The organism is Streptomyces bicolor (assembly GCF_000719285.1).
Taxonomy (GTDB): domain Bacteria; phylum Actinomycetota; class Actinomycetes; order Streptomycetales; family Streptomycetaceae; genus Streptomyces; species Streptomyces bicolor.
Map to the genome: position 1 here is coordinate 119,498 of NZ_JOFS01000012.1, position 15,889 is coordinate 135,386.

At 70.9% G+C, this 15,889-nt stretch carries 17 protein-coding genes and 1 riboswitch; of the genes, 8 read left to right on the top strand and 9 right to left on the bottom strand.

Annotated features, from left to right (window positions below; translation table 11 throughout):
• Positions 1-40: 40 nt before the first annotated feature.
• Complete coding sequence (locus IF78_RS0118490) at positions 41-1,543, top strand: phytoene desaturase family protein (protein WP_031483332.1); 1,503 nt, start codon at positions 41-43, stop codon at positions 1,541-1,543.
• Between the two features lie 41 nt (positions 1,544-1,584).
• Here IF78_RS0118490 and IF78_RS0118495 read toward each other — a convergent pair whose 3' ends face one another.
• The 6 genes from IF78_RS0118495 to IF78_RS0118520 all read right to left on the bottom strand — a co-directional run bounded on the left by IF78_RS0118495 (position 1,585) and on the right by IF78_RS0118520 (position 6,845).
• The gene (locus IF78_RS0118495; protein WP_031483331.1) at positions 1,585-2,568 is read right to left on the bottom strand and encodes an SCO2102 family sporulation regulator; all 984 of its coding nucleotides are present in this window, start codon (positions 2,566-2,568) and stop codon (positions 1,585-1,587) included.
• 57 nt (positions 2,569-2,625) lie between these two features.
• Positions 2,626-3,549 (bottom strand): methylenetetrahydrofolate reductase [NAD(P)H], encoded by a 924-nt coding sequence (gene metF / locus IF78_RS0118500; RefSeq protein ID WP_031483330.1) that lies wholly within the window; start codon positions 3,547-3,549, stop codon positions 2,626-2,628.
• 224 nt (positions 3,550-3,773) lie between these two features.
• Positions 3,774-4,436, bottom strand: coding sequence for a thiamine phosphate synthase (gene thiE / locus IF78_RS0118505; protein ID WP_031483329.1), 663 nt, complete (start codon positions 4,434-4,436; stop codon positions 3,774-3,776).
• A gap of 353 nt (positions 4,437-4,789) precedes the next feature.
• A complete protein-coding gene (locus IF78_RS0118510; protein WP_031483328.1) occupies positions 4,790-5,155 on the bottom strand; it encodes an Rv2175c family DNA-binding protein in 366 nt (121 codons plus the stop codon).
• Between the two features lie 77 nt (positions 5,156-5,232).
• Positions 5,233-6,462 (bottom strand): NAD(P)/FAD-dependent oxidoreductase, encoded by a 1,230-nt coding sequence (locus IF78_RS0118515; RefSeq protein WP_031483327.1) that lies wholly within the window; start codon positions 6,460-6,462, stop codon positions 5,233-5,235.
• A gap of 32 nt (positions 6,463-6,494) precedes the next feature.
• A complete protein-coding gene (locus tag IF78_RS0118520) occupies positions 6,495-6,845 on the bottom strand; it encodes an avidin-fold protein (RefSeq protein WP_031483326.1) in 351 nt (116 codons plus the stop codon).
• A gap of 52 nt (positions 6,846-6,897) precedes the next feature.
• Positions 6,898-7,009: riboswitch (TPP riboswitch) on the top strand.
• Here IF78_RS0118520 and thiO point away from each other — a divergent pair.
• From thiO to IF78_RS0118550, 6 genes are all read left to right on the top strand, one after another.
• Complete coding sequence (gene thiO, locus IF78_RS0118525) at positions 7,007-8,173, top strand: glycine oxidase ThiO (protein WP_031483325.1); 1,167 nt, start codon at positions 7,007-7,009, stop codon at positions 8,171-8,173. (Overlaps the previous riboswitch by 3 nt.)
• On the top strand, positions 8,170-8,382 hold the full coding sequence (gene thiS, locus IF78_RS0118530) for a sulfur carrier protein ThiS (RefSeq protein WP_031483324.1): 213 nt from the start codon (positions 8,170-8,172) through the stop codon (positions 8,380-8,382). Before thiO ends, thiS begins: the two co-directional genes overlap by 4 nt.
• Positions 8,383-8,385: 3 nt before the next feature.
• A complete protein-coding gene (locus tag IF78_RS0118535) occupies positions 8,386-9,180 on the top strand; it encodes a thiazole synthase (RefSeq protein WP_031483323.1) in 795 nt (264 codons plus the stop codon).
• A 110-nt stretch (positions 9,181-9,290) separates the two neighbouring features.
• On the top strand, positions 9,291-11,234 hold the full coding sequence (gene pknB, locus IF78_RS0118540; RefSeq protein ID WP_031483322.1) for a Stk1 family PASTA domain-containing Ser/Thr kinase: 1,944 nt from the start codon (positions 9,291-9,293) through the stop codon (positions 11,232-11,234).
• A gap of 76 nt (positions 11,235-11,310) precedes the next feature.
• A complete protein-coding gene (locus IF78_RS0118545) occupies positions 11,311-12,204 on the top strand; it encodes a deoxyribonuclease IV (protein ID WP_031483321.1) in 894 nt (297 codons plus the stop codon).
• 76 nt (positions 12,205-12,280) lie between these two features.
• Positions 12,281-12,766 carry a DUF4396 domain-containing protein gene (locus IF78_RS0118550; RefSeq protein ID WP_031483320.1) on the top strand — a complete coding sequence of 162 codons (486 nt, stop codon included), beginning with the start codon at positions 12,281-12,283 and terminating at the stop codon, positions 12,764-12,766.
• Between the two features lie 21 nt (positions 12,767-12,787).
• Here IF78_RS0118550 and IF78_RS0118555 read toward each other — a convergent pair whose 3' ends face one another.
• Positions 12,788-13,420: a sulfite oxidase-like oxidoreductase gene (locus IF78_RS0118555; protein ID WP_031483319.1), complete on the bottom strand. Its 633-nt coding sequence runs from the start codon at positions 13,418-13,420 to the stop codon at positions 12,788-12,790.
• A 176-nt stretch (positions 13,421-13,596) separates the two neighbouring features.
• Between IF78_RS0118555 and bfr the strand changes: the two genes are divergently transcribed.
• Complete coding sequence (gene bfr, locus IF78_RS0118560) at positions 13,597-14,073, top strand: bacterioferritin (protein WP_031483318.1); 477 nt, start codon at positions 13,597-13,599, stop codon at positions 14,071-14,073.
• A gap of 8 nt (positions 14,074-14,081) precedes the next feature.
• On the opposite strand, the gene IF78_RS0118565 is transcribed toward bfr, so the two are convergent.
• Together IF78_RS0118565 and IF78_RS0118570 are read right to left on the bottom strand one after the other, a co-directional pair.
• A complete protein-coding gene (locus IF78_RS0118565) occupies positions 14,082-14,351 on the bottom strand; it encodes a (2Fe-2S)-binding protein (protein ID WP_107049967.1) in 270 nt (89 codons plus the stop codon).
• Between the two features lie 119 nt (positions 14,352-14,470).
• Entirely contained in the window at positions 14,471-15,823 is a 1,353-nt protein-coding gene (locus tag IF78_RS0118570; RefSeq protein ID WP_031483316.1) for a class II 3-deoxy-7-phosphoheptulonate synthase, read from the bottom strand.
• Between the last annotated feature and the right edge of the window lie 66 nt (positions 15,824-15,889).

The following is a 15,889-nucleotide window of genomic DNA, read 5'->3' on the forward strand; positions in this document are numbered from 1 at the left end:
CCGCGGGCCGTTGTCAGTGGCGGCCGATAAAGTCCCTGACATGGCAAGGATTGTGGTGATCGGCGCCGGGATGGGCGCGATGGCGGCCGCTGCCCGGCTGGCCGTCGCGGGCCACCGGGTGGCGGTGTACGAGCGCACGGAGACGTACGGCGGAGCCGTGCGCCGCTTCGAGCGCGACGGCTTCGGCTTCGACACGGGTCCGGGGCTGCTCCCGCTTCCCGCCGTGTACCGCGATCTGTTCATCAAGACCGGCAAGGAGCCGCTGGAGGCGTGCGTCGAGCTGGTGCAGGTCGACCCGTCCGCGCGGCATGTCTTCGCGGACGGCACCGAGGTGTCCCTGCCGAACGCCTCGCGCGCGGGTGTGGTGGCCGCCCTGGACGAGGCACTCGGCGCCGGGACCGGCGACCGCTGGGGCGACTTCCTGGTCCGCGCCCGCGAGGCCTGGGACCGGACGCGCAGGCCGCTGCTGGAGGAGCCCCTGTGGCCGAACTGGCAGGTGCTGGCCGAGCGCGAGCCCTATCCTGCGGTCCCCCACAAGCGACTCCTGCGTACCCGCCGGGCGACCACGCTCGCCGAGGTCGGCGCCTGGGAGCTGCGCGATCCCCGGCTCATCGCCCTGCTGGAGAGCCACGCGCTCGCTTACGGCCTGGATCCGCGCGTCACCCCGGCGAGCGCGGCGGTGCTGCCCTACCTGGAGCACGCCTTCGGAACCTGGTATGTGCGGGGCGGCATACGGGAGTTGGCGCGGGCCGTGTATGAGCGGTGCGTGGCCCGGAAGGTCGATTTCCACTTCGGTGCGGAGGTCACCGGTGTCGTGGAGAAGGACGGCCGGGTGGCGGGCGTGGAGCTGGCCGACGGGACGGTCGCGGAGGCCGACTTCGTGGTCTCCGGGGTGGCCCCCGGCGTGCTGGACCGCCTCGTCCGGGGCACTGTGGTGCGCGGCGGGGGCGAGGTCGAGCCCCAGCGCGGGGCGGCGAGCCGTCTGACGGTGCTGCTGGCGCTGCGCGGCGGCCGACCGGAGGGCACCGCGCACCGAACGGTGGTGCACGCGGAGGACCGCGAGAGCGAGCTGGACGCCCTGTTCGGCGCCGGCATGGCCATACGAGCCACGGTCACGGTCCTGCGGCCCGACGACCCGGCGCTGGTTCCGGACGCCGGCCATGAGGCGATCACCCTCACGTCGACGGTGCGGGCACGGCCCGACCGGGAGCGGGCGGAGATCTACGATGAGCAAGCCGCGCACCTCATGGCGGTCGCCGAGCGTGCCGTGCCCGATCTGCGCGACCGGCTTCTCTGGCACGAGGTGCTCACCCCGGCGGACATCGCGGAGGTGACCGGTGTGGAAGGCGGAGCGGTTCCGGCACCGGCACTGGCTGCCGCCGCCGGGCGTCTCCTGCACCCGTCCAACAGCACCGCCATGTCGGGCCTGTTCACGGCCGGCGGCTGGTCCCACCCCGGCGGCGGGCTCCCCCACGCCGGAATGTCGGGCGCGCTGGTGGCCGGGCTGATCGTGGAGGGGCCGGAGTTCCGGGGCTCACAGTGAAGCCCGCGTAGGGCGCCGCGGGACAGGCGCTGGGCGGGCTGTCAGAAGCGGTACTGCTCGTCGTACCCGTTCCCCTGGCCCTGCCCCTGCTGCTGGCCGTTGCCCTGGTACGGGTACTGCTGCTCCGGCGGGAGCTCGCCGCCGTAGGTCTCGTCGGTGCGCTGCTGCGGGACCCAGACGCCGCCGGACGGGGTCTCGCCGTAGGTGCCGGTGGCGTACTGGTCCTGGGCGTAGCCCTGCTGGCCGTACTGCTGCTGGCCGTAGGCGTCGTACGAGGTGCCGTCGTAGGTCTGGGTTCCGACGTACGGGTCGGAGTAGGCGGCGTACTGCTGCTGGCCGGTCGCGTCGTAGCCGTACTGCTGCTGGTCGTAGCCGGAGTAGCCGTCGTACGCATAGCTCTGGTCGGCCGTCGCGTACTGGTCCTGGGGCTGGCCCGCGGCCGTGTAGTTCTGGTTGGCGGCGGCGTAGGCGGAGTCGTTGTATATGCCGTACGAGCCGGTGTCCTCCGGCAGGGGCTGCGGCTCGTAGACGGAGGTCGTCTCCGCGTCCGTGGGCCGGGCCGGGCGGGAGGGCGTGAAGACGTCGTCGCGGTCGTAGTCGTCGTGGCCGTAACCGACGCTGTCCTGGCCGTAGTTGGCGCCGTCGGGACCGTACGGACCGTCGCCGCCCGCGAAGCCGCTATCGGTCGCCTCGAGGTCGGAGACCTCCAGGGTCGGCTCCTGGCGCTCCGGTTCGCCGCGACGGCGCTTGGTGGCCAGGGGGCCCAGGGCGGGCGCGGAGACCGCCCAGCCGGCCGAGAAGCCGCGGCGGAACGACAGCGTGACGTAGGTCTGGCCGACCGCGAACGCGGCGGCGCCCAGACCGATGACGATGACGGACGGGATCAGCACCCCGACCACGACGCCGAGGAACCCGACGAAGGCGAGCAGTCGCCAGCGCAGGCGTGCCTTGTACTGCAGCAGCACCTCGCCCAGCAGCCACAGCGCGACGACGCCGAACGCGATGTAGAGGACCGTCCAGCCCATGTACGCCCCTCTCCCATTGGCCGCCTACGCAGTGTGACGTATGTCAGGACGGCCGGTCTAGGCCTGCGGTGGGTGGTGCAGGCCCAGGTTCTCGTAGATTTCCAGAGTCGCCGTGGAGTTGTTGAGCGTGATGAAGTGCAGTCCTGGCACTCCCTCGGCCAGTAGCCGCGCGCAGAACTCCGTGGCGAACTCGATCCCGATCGAGCGTACAGCGGTCGGATCGTCCTTTGCTGTGAGGATCCGCTCTTTCAGGGCGGCCGGGAAGGCGGCGTTGGTGAGGGACGGGATCCGCTCCAGCGTCTTTACGCTGGCGATCGGCATGATCTCCGGGATGATCGGGGTGTCACAGCCGGCGGCCGAAACGCGGTCGCGCAGCCGTAGGTAGTCCTCCGGTTCGAAGAACATCTGCGTGATCGCGTAGTCCGCGCCGGCCCGGCACTTGTCGACGAAGTGCCGGACGTCGGCATCCCAGTCCGCGGAGCGCGGGTGCATCGCGGGGAAGGCCGCGACGCCCACGCAGAAATCGCCTGACGCCTTGATCAGTTCGACGAGTTCGGCGGCGTAGCTGAGGCCCTGCGGGTGCCGCACCCACTCGCCCAGCGGGTCGCCCGGCGGGTCGCCGCGCAGGGCCAGCATGTTGCGGATACCGGCGTCGGCGTACTGGCCGATGATGTTGCGCAGGTCGGCCACCGAGTGGTCGACGGCGGTGAGGTGGGCGATCGGGGTGAGCGTGGTGTCCGAGGCGATCGCCTCGGTCGCCTTGACCGTGCCCGCGCGGGTGGAACCGCCCGCGCCGTAGGTCACGGAGACGAAGTCGGGCCCGACGGCCTCGACCCGGCGCAGCGCGTTCCACAGGTTCCGCTCGCCCTTCGGGGTCTTGGGGGCGTAGAACTCGAAGGAATACGTCGTCTTGCCGGTCGCGAGCATCTCGCGCACGGTACGAGCGTGGTCCGACCTGATGGATGCGGTGCCTAGGGCCATACTCGCAGGTTAGCCAGGGGGCCTCGGTCCCCCAACCGAACACCGGACATTTGCCCGATTTGTCGGCCTGCTGTCCATCCCTTGGACAAATAAAGGCCGAACGCGGCCCCACGTCCACAGGAACGCGGTCCCGCTGACCACTGACTGAGACACCACGGCTCGGGGACCGAAGAACGGCCGGACGCGACGCCGGACAGCCGGACCAGACGGACATCCGAGCTGCCCTACACCTGCCGCAGCCGCTTCGCGAACTCCGCCGCCGCCGCGCCCGGATCGGCCGCCTCCGTGATCGCCCTTACGACGACGACACGGCGGGCGCCGGCCTCCAGCACCTGGTCGAGGTTGGTGAGGTCGATGCCGCCGATGGCGAACCAGGGACGGTCGGTGCCGAGGGCTGCGGTGTGGCGGACCAGTTCGAGGCCGGGGGCGTGGCGACCGGGCTTGGTGGGGGTGGGCCAGCAGGGGCCGGTGCAGAAGTAGTCCACACCCTCCTGGACGGCGGCCGCGTCGGCCTCGGACTCGGCGTGCGTGGAGCGGCCGATCAGGATGTCGTCGCCGAGGATCGCCCGGGCGGCGGGGACCGGAAGGTCGCCCTGGCCGAGGTGCAGGACGTCGGCGCCGGCGGCATGGGCCACGTCGGCGCGGTCGTTGACCGCGAGAAGCTTGCCGTGCCGGGCGCAGGCCTCGGCGAAGACCTGAAGGTGCTCCAGTTCCTCTGCCGCCTCCATGCCCTTGTCCCGCAACTGCACGATGTCGACGCCACCAGCCAGCACCGCGTCCAGGAACTCCGCGAGGTCGCCCTGCTCCTTTCGGGCGCCGGTGCAGAGGTAGAGCCGGGCGTCGGCGAGCTGGCTGCGGGCGGTGGCCGCGGTGGCGGTGTCGGACATGCGGTTCCCTCTGTGGTCGGTTGCCGGGCGGTGGGCTTCGGGCTGGTGCCGGACGGGGGCACGGTAGCCGGATACGGGCGCGGGGCAGGGCCGGGTGCCCTGGCGGGACCCGCGCCCGGGCGGGGCCGGAACCGATGCCTCATGGGCGGCCGGGGGCCCGGCACCGGTGGCGGTGCCGTTGTATCGATATATCGATGGAGTACGGGCCTGAGCCGAGCAGATCCATGATCCGCGAAGGCGCTAGGTGTAGTGACCCCCGGGCCACGGGCCACAGCCGCGGTCAACCGCGACCGTGGCCCGTGGGAGCGGGTCCGGCCCATACGCCGAACGATCTTCGGATCCGGGTGTTCAGATCAGACGGCGAGCGCCTGGGCGCGGCGCTTCACCTCCGTGCCGCGATTCTCGCTGAGGGCCTGCGCGGGCGTACCTGGCAGGCTCTCGTCGGGGGTGAAGAGCCACTCCAGCATCTCTTCGTCCGTGAAGCCGTCGTCCCGCAGGAGCGTCAGGGTCCCGGACAGGCCCTTGACGACCTTGTCCCCGTCGATGAAGGCGGCAGGGACGTGCAGTGCGCGGTTCTCACCACGGCGTACGGCGATGAGCTGGCCCTCCTTGACCAGCTGCCGGACGCGTGTCACCTCGACGTCGAGCATCTCTGCGATGTCGGGGAGGGTGAGCCAGGCGGGGACGAGAGCATCGATCTTTGCGTCAATCTCGGTCACGGAAACTAGCCTGCCATCTGCCACTGACAGTCGGAAGTCAGGCCGGTCCGCCCGGGAAGAGCCATCGCCCCGACGCGCTACGCCACCGCCGTCTTCATCGGCCGTGCCGGGTCCGCCAGCAGCTCCGGGTTCATCGGCGTGCCCGCCTCGATCAGCCGCCGCCCCTGCGCCAGATCCCTCGGCCGGCCCACCGCCAGCAGGGCGACCAGGCGGTCGTCCTTGAGCCAGCAGACCGTCCATGCCGGGCCCGAGGGGTCGCCGCGCCACAGGGTGGTGTCGGCGGCGGCGTGGTGGCCGGCGTACTGGACGAAGCGGCCGAACTGCTCGGACCAGAAGTACGGCACGGGGTCGTAGACCGCGAGAGGCTCACCGGTGGCCTCGCCGAGGATGTTGGCCGCGACCGTGCGCGGGCCCTGGAGGGCGTTGTCCCAGTGGTGGACCAGCAGGCGCTCGCCATACCTTCCCGAAGGGAAGGACGCGCAGTCGCCGACCGCGTAGACATCCGGCACGGAGGTGCGCAGGTGGTCGTCGGCCACGACCTCGCCGTGCGTGCCGAGCTGGATGCCCGAGCCGGCCAGCCAGGCCGTGGCGGGCCGCGCCCCGATGCCGACGACCACGGCGCCGGCGGGCAGCCGCGAGCCGTCGTCGAGGATCACCGCGCCGGGCTCGACGCGCTGCACGCGCGCGTGCGTACGCAGCACCGCCCCGCTGTCCGCGTACCAGGCGGTCATCGGCGCCGCCACCTCCGCGGGCAGCGCTCCCGCGAGCGGCCGGTCGGCGGCCTCCACGACCGTCACGGCGCAGCCCGCCTCGCGCGCGGCCGTGGCGAACTCGGCGCCGATCCAGCCCGCGCCGACGACCACGATGTCGTGCTGACGGGCGAGCACCGGCCGCAGCCGTTCGGCGTCGTCGAGGGTCCGCAGCAGATGGACGCCGGGCACGCCCTCGGCGCCCGGCAGGCGGATCGGTTCGGCACCGGTGGCGAGCACGAGGACGTCGTAGGGGACGGGCCCGGCCTCGGTGTCCAGCTCATGGTCGGCGGGGCGTACGCCCAGCACCTCGCGCCCCAGCCGAAGCTCGATGCCGAGCGCCTCGAAGTCGACGTCGAAGGCGGAGCCCTCGGCCTTGCCGAGCAGCACGGCCTTGGACAGGGGCGGCCGGTCGTACGGCTGGTGGGGCTCGGCACCGATCAGTGTGACCGGGCCCGTGAAGCCCTGTTCCCGAAGGGCGACCGCCGTCTGCACACCGGCCATGCCGGCGCCTGCGACGACCACCTTCCGCTGCGACTGCGTCGTCTGCTCGCTCACCTGATCACCATAGACAACTGACAATTTGTCAGTCAGGAGTCGTGCTCAGTGACCTGCTCCACAACGCTGGTGCCGCTGCCCGTCTGCGACTCCCACTCCCAGCTCTCCTCCAGGCGCACCCGCCCGTCGGGCAACTCGACCACCGTCGACACACAGTGCCCCGACGAGGTCGTCCCGTCCCGCTTGAGCTGCACGTACCGGAACTCCAGCCGGTCACCATCCCTGGTACCCACCAGATACCCGCGTACGACGTCGCCGCCCGCGTACTCGGCCCAGATCTCGCCGTCCTTCTCGTGGTACGTGAACCGGGTGCGCGTACCCACCTGACCTTGGGCTTGATCCGCGACGGGGGCGAGGACGAGACCGTCGAGCGAGCGTGCCACGAGCGGAGGCTCCCTTACTGAGACATACGGCGGCGGGCTAGGGTGGCCAACGTAAAGCACTCGCGGGAGCCCGGACGCACCGGGCTGAGAGGGAGGCTGGCGGCCTCCGACCGTACGAACCTGATCCGGGTCATGCCGGCGAAGGGAGGGGCTGGACGCCCATGTCGCGTACGCGAACGTCAGACGTCCTTGTCATCGGGGGCGGGATCATCGGCCTGGTCACGGCGTGGCGGGCCGCGCAGCGCGGGTTCACCACTGCTGTCGTGGACCCCGAGCCCGGCGGCGGCGCCGCCCAGGTGGCCGCCGGGATGCTGGCCGCCGTCACGGAACTGCACTACGGCGAACAGACCCTGCTGGGCCTGAACCTCGCCTCGGCCCGCCGGTACCCGGACTTCGCGGCCGAGCTCACCGACCTGACCGGCCACGACCTCGGCTACCGCCGGTGCGGCACGCTGGCCGTCGCGCTGGACTCCGACGACCGAGCCCATCTGCGCGAACTGCACACCTTGCAGCGCCAGTCGGGGCTGGACTCGGAGTGGCTGTCGGGGCGGGAGTGCCGGCGCCTGGAGCCGATGCTCGCGCCGGGAGTGCGCGGGGGGCTGCGTGTCGACGGCGATCACCAGATCGACCCGCGGCGGCTGGCCGCGGCACTGGTGGCCGCGTGCGAGCGGGCCGGTGTCGTCTTCCACCGGGCCTGGGCCGAGCGCCTCGACGTCGTACGGGACCGGGCGGCCGGTGTCACCGCGGCGGACGGCACCGCGCTGGGCGCGGACCAGGTGGTCCTCGCAGCCGGCAGCCTCAGCGGTCGGCTTCCTGGGGTCCCCGCCCACCTGCTGCCTCCCGTACGCCCCGTGAAGGGGCAGGTGCTGCGGCTGACCGTGCCGAAGCGGTACGCGCCCTTCCTGAGCCGGACCGTGCGGGCCGTGGTGCGCGGCAGCCAGGTGTATCTGGTGCCTCGGGAGAGCGGGGAACTGGTCGTCGGGGCGACGAGCGAGGAGCTGGGCTGGGACACGACGGTGACCGCGGGCGGGGTGTACGAGCTGCTGCGCGACGCGCACGAGCTGGTGCCCGGCATCACGGAACTGCCGCTCACCGAGACGCGGGCCGGGCTGCGCCCCGGCTCCCCCGACAACGCGCCGCTGCTCGGCCCGACCGAGCTGGAGGGGCTGCTGCTGGCCACCGGGCACTATCGCAACGGCGTGCTGCTCACCCCGGTCACCGGAGACGCCATGGCACACGTCCTGACCACCGGTGAACTGCCGGACGAAGCCCGGCCGTTCACGCCGAAGCGCTTCAGCCCCGCCGCACTCACGGAGCAGCCCGCATGAGCGTCCCAGTCACCGTCTCGGTCAACGGCGAGCGTCGGCGGATCGAGCCGGGCACGGCTCTCGACACGCTCGTGAAGTCCCTCACCGCGGCGCCCTCCGGAGTGGCCGCCGCCCTCAACGAAACCGTCGTCCCGCGCGCGCAGTGGGCGTCGACGCCCCTCTCCGAGGGAGATCGCGTCGAGGTCCTCACCGCCGTCCAAGGAGGCTGAACCATGGCCGACGATCCCTTTGTCATCGGCGGTACGTCCTTCACGTCCCGCCTGATCATGGGCACGGGCGGGGCGCCCAGCCTGGAGGTGCTGGAGCGGGCGCTGGTGGCGTCCGGGACGGAGCTGACGACCGTCGCGATGCGGCGGGTGAACCCGTCGGTGCACGGCTCCGTGCTGTCCGTGCTGGAGAAGCTCGGGATCCGGGTGCTGCCGAACACGGCGGGGTGCTTCACAGCCGGAGAGGCCGTGCTGACGGCCCGCCTCGCGCGCGAGGCGCTCGGTACGGAGCTGATCAAGCTCGAGGTCATCGCCGACGAGCGGACGCTGCTGCCGGATCCGATCGAGCTGCTGGACGCGGCGGAGACGCTGGTGGACGACGGGTTCACCGTGCTGCCGTACACCAATGACGACCCGGTGCTGGCGCGGAAGCTGGAGGACGTCGGCTGTGCGGCGATCATGCCGCTGGGGTCGCCGATCGGGTCGGGTCTCGGGATTCGCAATCCGCACAACTTCCAGCTGATCGTGGAGCACGCGCGCGTGCCGGTGATTCTGGACGCGGGGGCCGGTACGGCGTCGGACGCGGCGCTCGCGATGGAGCTGGGGTGCGCGGGTGTGATGCTCGCCTCGGCGGTGACGCGGGCGCAGGAGCCGGTGTTGATGGCCGATGCGATGCGGCATGCGGTGGAGGCGGGGCGGTTGGCGTACCGGGCGGGGCGGATTCCGCGGCGGCACTTCGCGGAGGCGTCGTCTCCCGCGGAGGGCTTGGCCGTGTTGGATCCGGAGCGTCCCGCGTTCTGAACGGCGTTGCGGTCCCGGTGGCGTGGTTTGCGTCACAGGTCGGCTGCAGTACCGCCCCGATCTTGGCCGGAACGGCGGGTGTGTCGGTGGCGGCTCGTAGACTCGCCTGCGTGGATACGACCCTTCAGGACCCTCTGGTCGGGCAGGTGCTCGACGGCCGGTATCGCGTGGACGCGCGGATCGCGGTCGGCGGGATGGCCACGGTCTACCGGGCCGTGGACACCCGCCTCGACCGCGTCCTCGCGCTCAAGGTGATGCATCCCGCACTCGCGGTCGACGGGGTGTTCGTCGAGCGGTTCATCCGCGAGGCGAAGTCCGTCGCCCGGCTGGCGCACCCCAATGTCGTGCAGGTCTTCGACCAGGGCACCGACGGGTCGTACGTCTATCTCGCCATGGAGTACGTGGCCGGGTGCACCCTGCGTGACGTGCTGCGCGAGCGGGGCGCGCTGCAGCCCCGGGCCGCCCTGGACATCCTGGAGCCGGTCCTCGCCGCGCTCGGTGCCGCGCACCGCGCGGGGTTCGTGCACCGGGACATGAAGCCGGAGAACGTGCTGATAGGGGATGACGGGCGGGTCAAGGTCGCCGACTTCGGGCTCGTGCGGTCCGTGGACACCGTGACCAGCACCACCGGTGCCGTGCTCGGCACCGTCTCCTATCTCGCGCCCGAGCAGATCGAGCAGCCCGGCGCCGCCGACGCCCGCGTCGACGTGTACGCGTGCGGTGTCGTCCTGTACGAGATGCTCACCGGCGACAAGCCGCACGACGGGGACTCCCCCGCCGTGGTGCTCTACAAGCACCTGCACGAGGACGTCCCGCCGCCCTCGGCGATCGTGCCGGGACTGGCGTACGAGCTCGACGAGCTGGTCGCATCGGCCACCGCGCGCACCCCGGACATCCGCCCGTACGACGCCGTCGCGCTGCTCGCGCAGGCCCGCGAGACCCGCGCCGCCCTGAGCGCGGACCAGCTGGACGCTGTCCCGCCGCAGGCGCTCTCGGCGGAGCACAGCAACGCGGACGACCGGACGAGCGTGATCCCGCGCGCGCTCAACATCCAGCGGCCGCTGCCCGTGAACGAGGACGAGCCGGATCGCGAGGCCGTCTTCAACCGGACGAGCCGGCTGGCGACGCCTCCGCCCCCGCCGCCCCGGCGCGGATCCCGGACGTCCCGTGCTCCGCGCGGCCCGCTCGTCATCGTCGCCGCCGTCCTGCTGGCCCTCGGCCTCGGTGTCGGCGTCTGGTACATCAACTCCGGCCAGTTCACCGAGGTCCCGCCACTGCTCTCCAAGACCGAGGCGCAGGCCAAGGAGCGGCTGGAGGACGCCGGGCTCGAGCTCGGCAAGGTCGAGCGCTCCTACAGCGACACCGTCGAGCGGGGCACGGTCATCAGCTCGAACCCCGAGCCGGGCGACCGCATCCGCAACAACGACTCCGTGAGCCTGGTCATCTCGGCGGGACCGGAGACCGTCAAGGTGCCCGACCTGCAGGGCTACCCGCTGGCCAAGGCGAGGACCGAGCTGAAGGAGAGCGGGCTCCAACCGGGCATGGTGACCCGGGAGTTCAACGACGACGTCACCAGGGGCTCCGTGATCTCCTCGGACCCCGGGACCGGCACCAAGGTCCGATCCGGCTCCGCGGTCGCGCTCGTCGTCAGCAAGGGCAGCCCGGTGGACGTCCCGGACGTCACGGGCGAGAGCCTGGCCGACGCCAGGGCCGAGCTGGCGGAGGCCGGCCTGAAGGTGAAGGTCGCCCCCGCGCGGGTCAACTCCGAGTTCGACGCGGGCCAGGTCGCCCAGCAGTCTCCGGCGGACGGCGGCCAGGCCGCCGAGGGCGACACGGTGACGCTGACGCTGTCCAAGGGCCCGGAGATGATCGAGGTCCCGGACGTGGTCGGCGACAGCGTCGACGACGCCAAGGCCGAGCTGGAGGCCGCCGGCTTCCAGGTCGACGAGGACCGGGGCCTGCTCGGGCTGTTCGGCGACACGGTCAGGAAGCAGTCCGTGAAGGCCGGGAACACGGCACCCAAGGGGTCGACGATCACGATCACCATCCGGTGAGGAAGGCCACGGCCCTCGCGGAAGGCCGTCACCGGCCGGTGACCGGGCGGACCGGGCCGCATGACACCCTGAACGGGTGAGAAGTCAGCAGTCCGGCCCCGCCCTCCCGGGCCCCTCCCGCAACCCCGTCGGCGGCCACGTCCCCGTGGCCGGCGGTCTCAGCTCGGTCGGGCTCACCTACGCCCACGATCTCAAGGCCGAGACGGTCCAGGTCTTCGTCGCCAACCCCCGCGGCTGGGCCACGCCCGCCGGGAACCCGCGGCAGGACGAGGAGTTCCGCTCGGTGTGCCAGGCCGAGTCGATCCCGGCGTATGTGCACGCTCCGTATCTCATCAACTTCGGCTCGCACACCGAGGCGACCGTCGAGAAGTCGGTGGAGTCGCTGCGGCACTCGCTGCGGCGCGGCCGGGAGATCGGGGCGCTCGGCGTGGTCGTGCACACGGGCAGCGCGACCGGCGGCAGAGAGCGGTCGGTGGCGCTGAAGCAGGTGCGGGAGCACATGCTGCCGCTGCTCGACGAGCTGACCCATGACGACGACCCGTACCTGCTGCTGGAGTCCACCGCCGGGCAGGGCTCCTCGCTCTGCTCACGGACCTGGGACTTCGGGCCGTACTTCGAGGCGCTGGACGCCCATCCGAAGCTCGGCGTGTGCCTCGACACCTGCCACATCTTCGCCGCCGGGCATGACCTGACCGGCCCGTCCGGCATGCACCAGACACTCGACCTGCTGGTGGACACCGTCGGCGAGGGGCGACTGAAGCTGATCCACGCCAATGACTCCAAGGACGTCGTCGGCGCCCACAAGGACCGGCACGAGAACATCGGCGCGGGTCACATCGGCGAGGACCCCTTCCGGGCCCTGATGACGCACCCGGCCACCGAGGGCGTGCCGCTGATCATCGAGACGCCCGGCGGGAAGGAAGGGCACGCGGCGGACGTGGAGCGGCTGAAAAAACTTCGGGACGCGTAGCCGGCTGGGGAATACCCCTGGGGGGTATACGGTTCTTGCTGGGTACAGGAACCGTAACCTGGCATTGGGGGCAGTCATGCAGCACGAAGCGCAAGCGTCCCACGCTCACCACCACGAGGCGGCCGCCGCCGGCACCTGGGCGATGGCCGTGCGGGCCACCTTGCACTGCCTCACCGGCTGCGCCATCGGCGAGGTGCTGGGCATGGTGATCGGCACCGCGCTCGGCTGGAGCACCGTACCGACGCTGGTCCTGGCGATCACTCTCGCCTTCTTCTTCGGGTACGCGCTCACCCTGTGGGGCGTACTGAAGGCGGGCGTCGGCCTGCGCGCCGCGCTCAAGGTGGCGCTGGCCGCCGACACCCTGTCCATCGCCGTGATGGAGCTGGTCGACAACGGCGTGATCGTGCTCTGGCCGGGCGCCATGGACGCCGAGCTCGCCGACCCGCTGTTCTGGTGGGTGCTGGCGATCGCGCTCGCCGTCGCCTTCGTGCTGACGACACCCGTCAACAAGTGGATGATCGGCCGCGGCAAGGGGCATGCGGTGGTGCACCAGTACCACTGAGGGCAGGCACAGGACCGGGAGTCAGAGCTCGGGCCCGTCCCCGGGCTCCTCCTGGTACGAGTAGCGCTGCTCCCGCCACGGGTCGCCGATGTTGTGGTAGCCGCGCTCCTCCCAGAAGCCACGGCGGTCCGCGGTCATGTACTCCACGCCCCGGACCCACTTGGGCCCCTTCCAGGCGTACAGATGGGGGACGACCAGACGGAGGGGGAAGCCGTGCTCCGCCGTGAGCAGTTCGCCGTCCTTGTGGGTGGCGAAGATCGTGCGCTCGGAGGCGAAGTCGGCGAGGCGGAGGTTGGAGCTGAAGCCGTACTCCGCCCACACCATCACGTGGGTGACGGCCGGGGCGGGCGGGGCGATCTCCAGGATCGTCCGGGCCGGGATGCCGCCCCACTCCGCGCCGAGCATGCTGAACTTCGTGACGCAGTGCAGATCGGCTACGACGGTGGTGTACGGCAGGGCCGTGAACTCCTCATGGGTCCAGCAGTGCTTCTCGCCGTCGGCGGTGGCCCCGAACACCCTGAACTCCCAGCGTTCGGGACGGAACTTCGGAACCGGGCCGTAGTGCGTGACCGGCCAGCCGCGCTGCACTCGCTGCCCCGGCGGAAGCTCGGAGTGTGCTGCTGCCCCACTTTCGCTCTCCACCGGCTGACCCATGACTCCATCCTGACAGACCCGAAGCAGTGCACCTGACCCCACCCCCCTCAATTCAGCACAAACTGGACTAAGCATGCCCTTACTTACTAAGTGAAGACTTACTGGACGATCTTCGCGGCCGGTGGAATCATGCGGCGCATCCTGCCAGTTCCCCCCGCTTGGAAGGAGCCTCTGCGATGCAGGGCGACCCCGAGGTCCTCGAATTCCTGAACGAGCAGCTGACCGGCGAGCTCACCGCGATCAACCAGTACTGGCTGCACTACCGGATCCAGGACAACAAAGGCTGGACCAAGCTCGCCAAGTACACGCGTGAAGAATCCATCGACGAGATGAAGCACGCGGACAAGCTCACCGAGCGCATTCTCATGCTGGACGGCCTGCCCAACTACCAGCGGCTGTTCCACGTGCGCGTCGGCCAGACGGTGACCGAGATGTTCCAGGCCGACCGGCAGGTCGAGGTCGAGGCGATCGACCGCCTCAAGCGTGGCATCGAGGTCATGCGCACCAAGGGCGACATCACATCCGCGAATCTCTTCGAGTCGATCCTCGAGGACGAGGAGCACCACATCGACTACCTGGACACGCAGCTGGAGCTCATCGACAAGCTCGGTGAGGCGCTCTACATCGCGCAGCAGATCGAGCAGCCGAGCTAGGACCTGCCCTAGGCCACTTCGTCCAGCTCGGGCTCCAGCTCGGCGAGCACCGGCCTGCCCCGGTCGGCGAGCTCGCGGCGCGGGCACGCACCCCTGCCCAGGAGCGCCTGAATACGGCGTACACACGATCCGCAGTCCGTGCCGGCCTTGCAGGCCGAGGCTATCTGGCGGGGGGTGCAGGCGCCGTCCGCCGCGTGCTTCTTGACCTGCTGCTCGGTGATGCCGAAGCAACTGCAGACGTACACGCGGTTCACCTCCCGGCGGGATCGATGTGCCATCCCCTTGATCGGTGAGGCTAACCTAACCTTACCCGTCACCCGGGAGCCGTAAAAGTGGAGCGGGGCGCGGATCGTATGTGATCCGCGCCCCATCCACATGCCGGTAACAACCGAACCGGTTACTGGTCCCTGTACATCTCCGCGACGAGGAACGCCAGGTCAAGCGACTGGCTGCGGTTGAGCCGCGGGTCGCAGGCCGTCTCGTAGCGCTGGTGCAGGTCGTCGACGAAGATCTCGTCGCCGCCGCCGACGCACTCGGTGACGTCGTCACCGGTGAGCTCGACGTGGATGCCGCCCGGGTGGGTGCCGAGGCCCTTGTGGACCTCGAAGAAGCCCTTGACCTCGTCGAGCACGTCGTCGAAGCGGCGGGTCTTGTGACCGGAGGCCGCCTCGAAGGTGTTGCCGTGCATCGGGTCGGTCACCCAGGCCACGGTCGCGCCGGAGGCGGTGACCTTCTCGACCAGCTCGGGGAGCTTGTCCCGGATCTTGTCGGCGCCCATGCGGACGATGAAGGTCAGCCGGCCCGGCTCACGCTCCGGGTCCAGGCGGTCGATGTACTGCAGCGCCTCCTCGGCCGTCGTCGTCGGGCCGAGCTTGATGCCGATCGGGTTGCGGATCCTGGACGCGAACTCGATGTGCGCGTGGTCCAGCTGCCGGGTGCGCTCACCGATCCACACCATGTGCGCCGAGACGTCGTACAGCCGCCCGGTGCGGGAGTCGACCCTGGTCAGCGCGGACTCGTAGTCGAGCAGCAGCGCCTCGTGCGAGGAGTAGAACTCGACGGTCTTGAACTCCTCCGGGTCGGCCCCGCAGGCGTGCATGAAGTTCAGCGCGTTGTCGATCTCACGCGCGAGCTGCTCGTAGCGCTGACCGGAGGGGGACGACTTCACGAAGTCCTGGTTCCAGGCGTGCACCTGGCGCAGGTCGGCGTAGCCGCCGGTGGTGAAGGCGCGCACCAGGTTGAGCGTGGAGGCGGACGCGTTGTACATCCGCTTCAGGCGCTCGGGGTCCGGGACGCGGGCGGCCTCGGTGAAGTCGAAGCCGTTGACGGAGTCGCCGCGGTAGGTCGGCAGGGTCACGCCGTCGCGGGTCTCGGTCGGCTTGGAGCGCGGCTTGGAGTACTGGCCGGCGATCCGGCCGACCTTCACGACCGGCACCGAGGCGGCGTACGTCAGCACGGCGCCCATCTGGAGGAGGGTCTTGAGCTTGTTGCGGATCTGGTCGGCGGACACCGCGTCGAAGGCCTCGGCGCAGTCGCCGCCCTGGAGGAGGAACGCCTCTCCCTTGGCGACGGCCGCCATCCGGGCGCGCAGCTGGTCGCACTCGCCCGCGAAGACGAGCGGCGGATACGACTCCAGCTCCGCAACGACTGCGCGCAGAGCCTCGGGGTCGGGGTACTCGGGCTGCTGCGCCGCGGGCAGGTCTCGCCAGGTGTTGCCAGCACTCGCGCTGGTCTTAGCGTTCACGGTCACGCCTCAACATTACGGGGTCGTGTCGGGCGTCCTGCCCCATGCCCAGCAATTGAGACACGGGGTACA

Excerpts from the sequence above, each read along its gene's own strand:
- IF78_RS0118550 (WP_031483320.1), top strand. The coding sequence starts at position 12,281 with ATGCAGCACGAAGCGCAAGCGTCCCACGCTCACCACCACGAGGCGGCC.
- IF78_RS0118555 (WP_031483319.1), bottom strand. The coding sequence starts at position 13,420 with ATGGGTCAGCCGGTGGAGAGCGAAAGTGGGGCAGCAGCACACTCCGAG.
- metF (WP_031483330.1), bottom strand. The coding sequence starts at position 3,549 with ATGGCCCTAGGCACCGCATCCATCAGGTCGGACCACGCTCGTACCGTG.
- IF78_RS0118490 (WP_031483332.1), top strand. The coding sequence starts at position 41 with ATGGCAAGGATTGTGGTGATCGGCGCCGGGATGGGCGCGATGGCGGCC.
- thiS (WP_031483324.1), top strand. The coding sequence starts at position 8,170 with ATGAGCGTCCCAGTCACCGTCTCGGTCAACGGCGAGCGTCGGCGGATC.
- IF78_RS0118565 (WP_107049967.1), bottom strand. The coding sequence starts at position 14,351 with ATGGCACATCGATCCCGCCGGGAGGTGAACCGCGTGTACGTCTGCAGT.
- IF78_RS0118535 (WP_031483323.1), top strand. The coding sequence starts at position 8,386 with ATGGCCGACGATCCCTTTGTCATCGGCGGTACGTCCTTCACGTCCCGC.
- IF78_RS0118495 (WP_031483331.1), bottom strand. The coding sequence starts at position 2,568 with ATGGGCTGGACGGTCCTCTACATCGCGTTCGGCGTCGTCGCGCTGTGG.
- bfr (WP_031483318.1), top strand. The coding sequence starts at position 13,597 with ATGCAGGGCGACCCCGAGGTCCTCGAATTCCTGAACGAGCAGCTGACC.
- thiO (WP_031483325.1), top strand. The coding sequence starts at position 7,007 with ATGTCGCGTACGCGAACGTCAGACGTCCTTGTCATCGGGGGCGGGATC.
- thiE (WP_031483329.1), bottom strand. The coding sequence starts at position 4,436 with ATGTCCGACACCGCCACCGCGGCCACCGCCCGCAGCCAGCTCGCCGAC.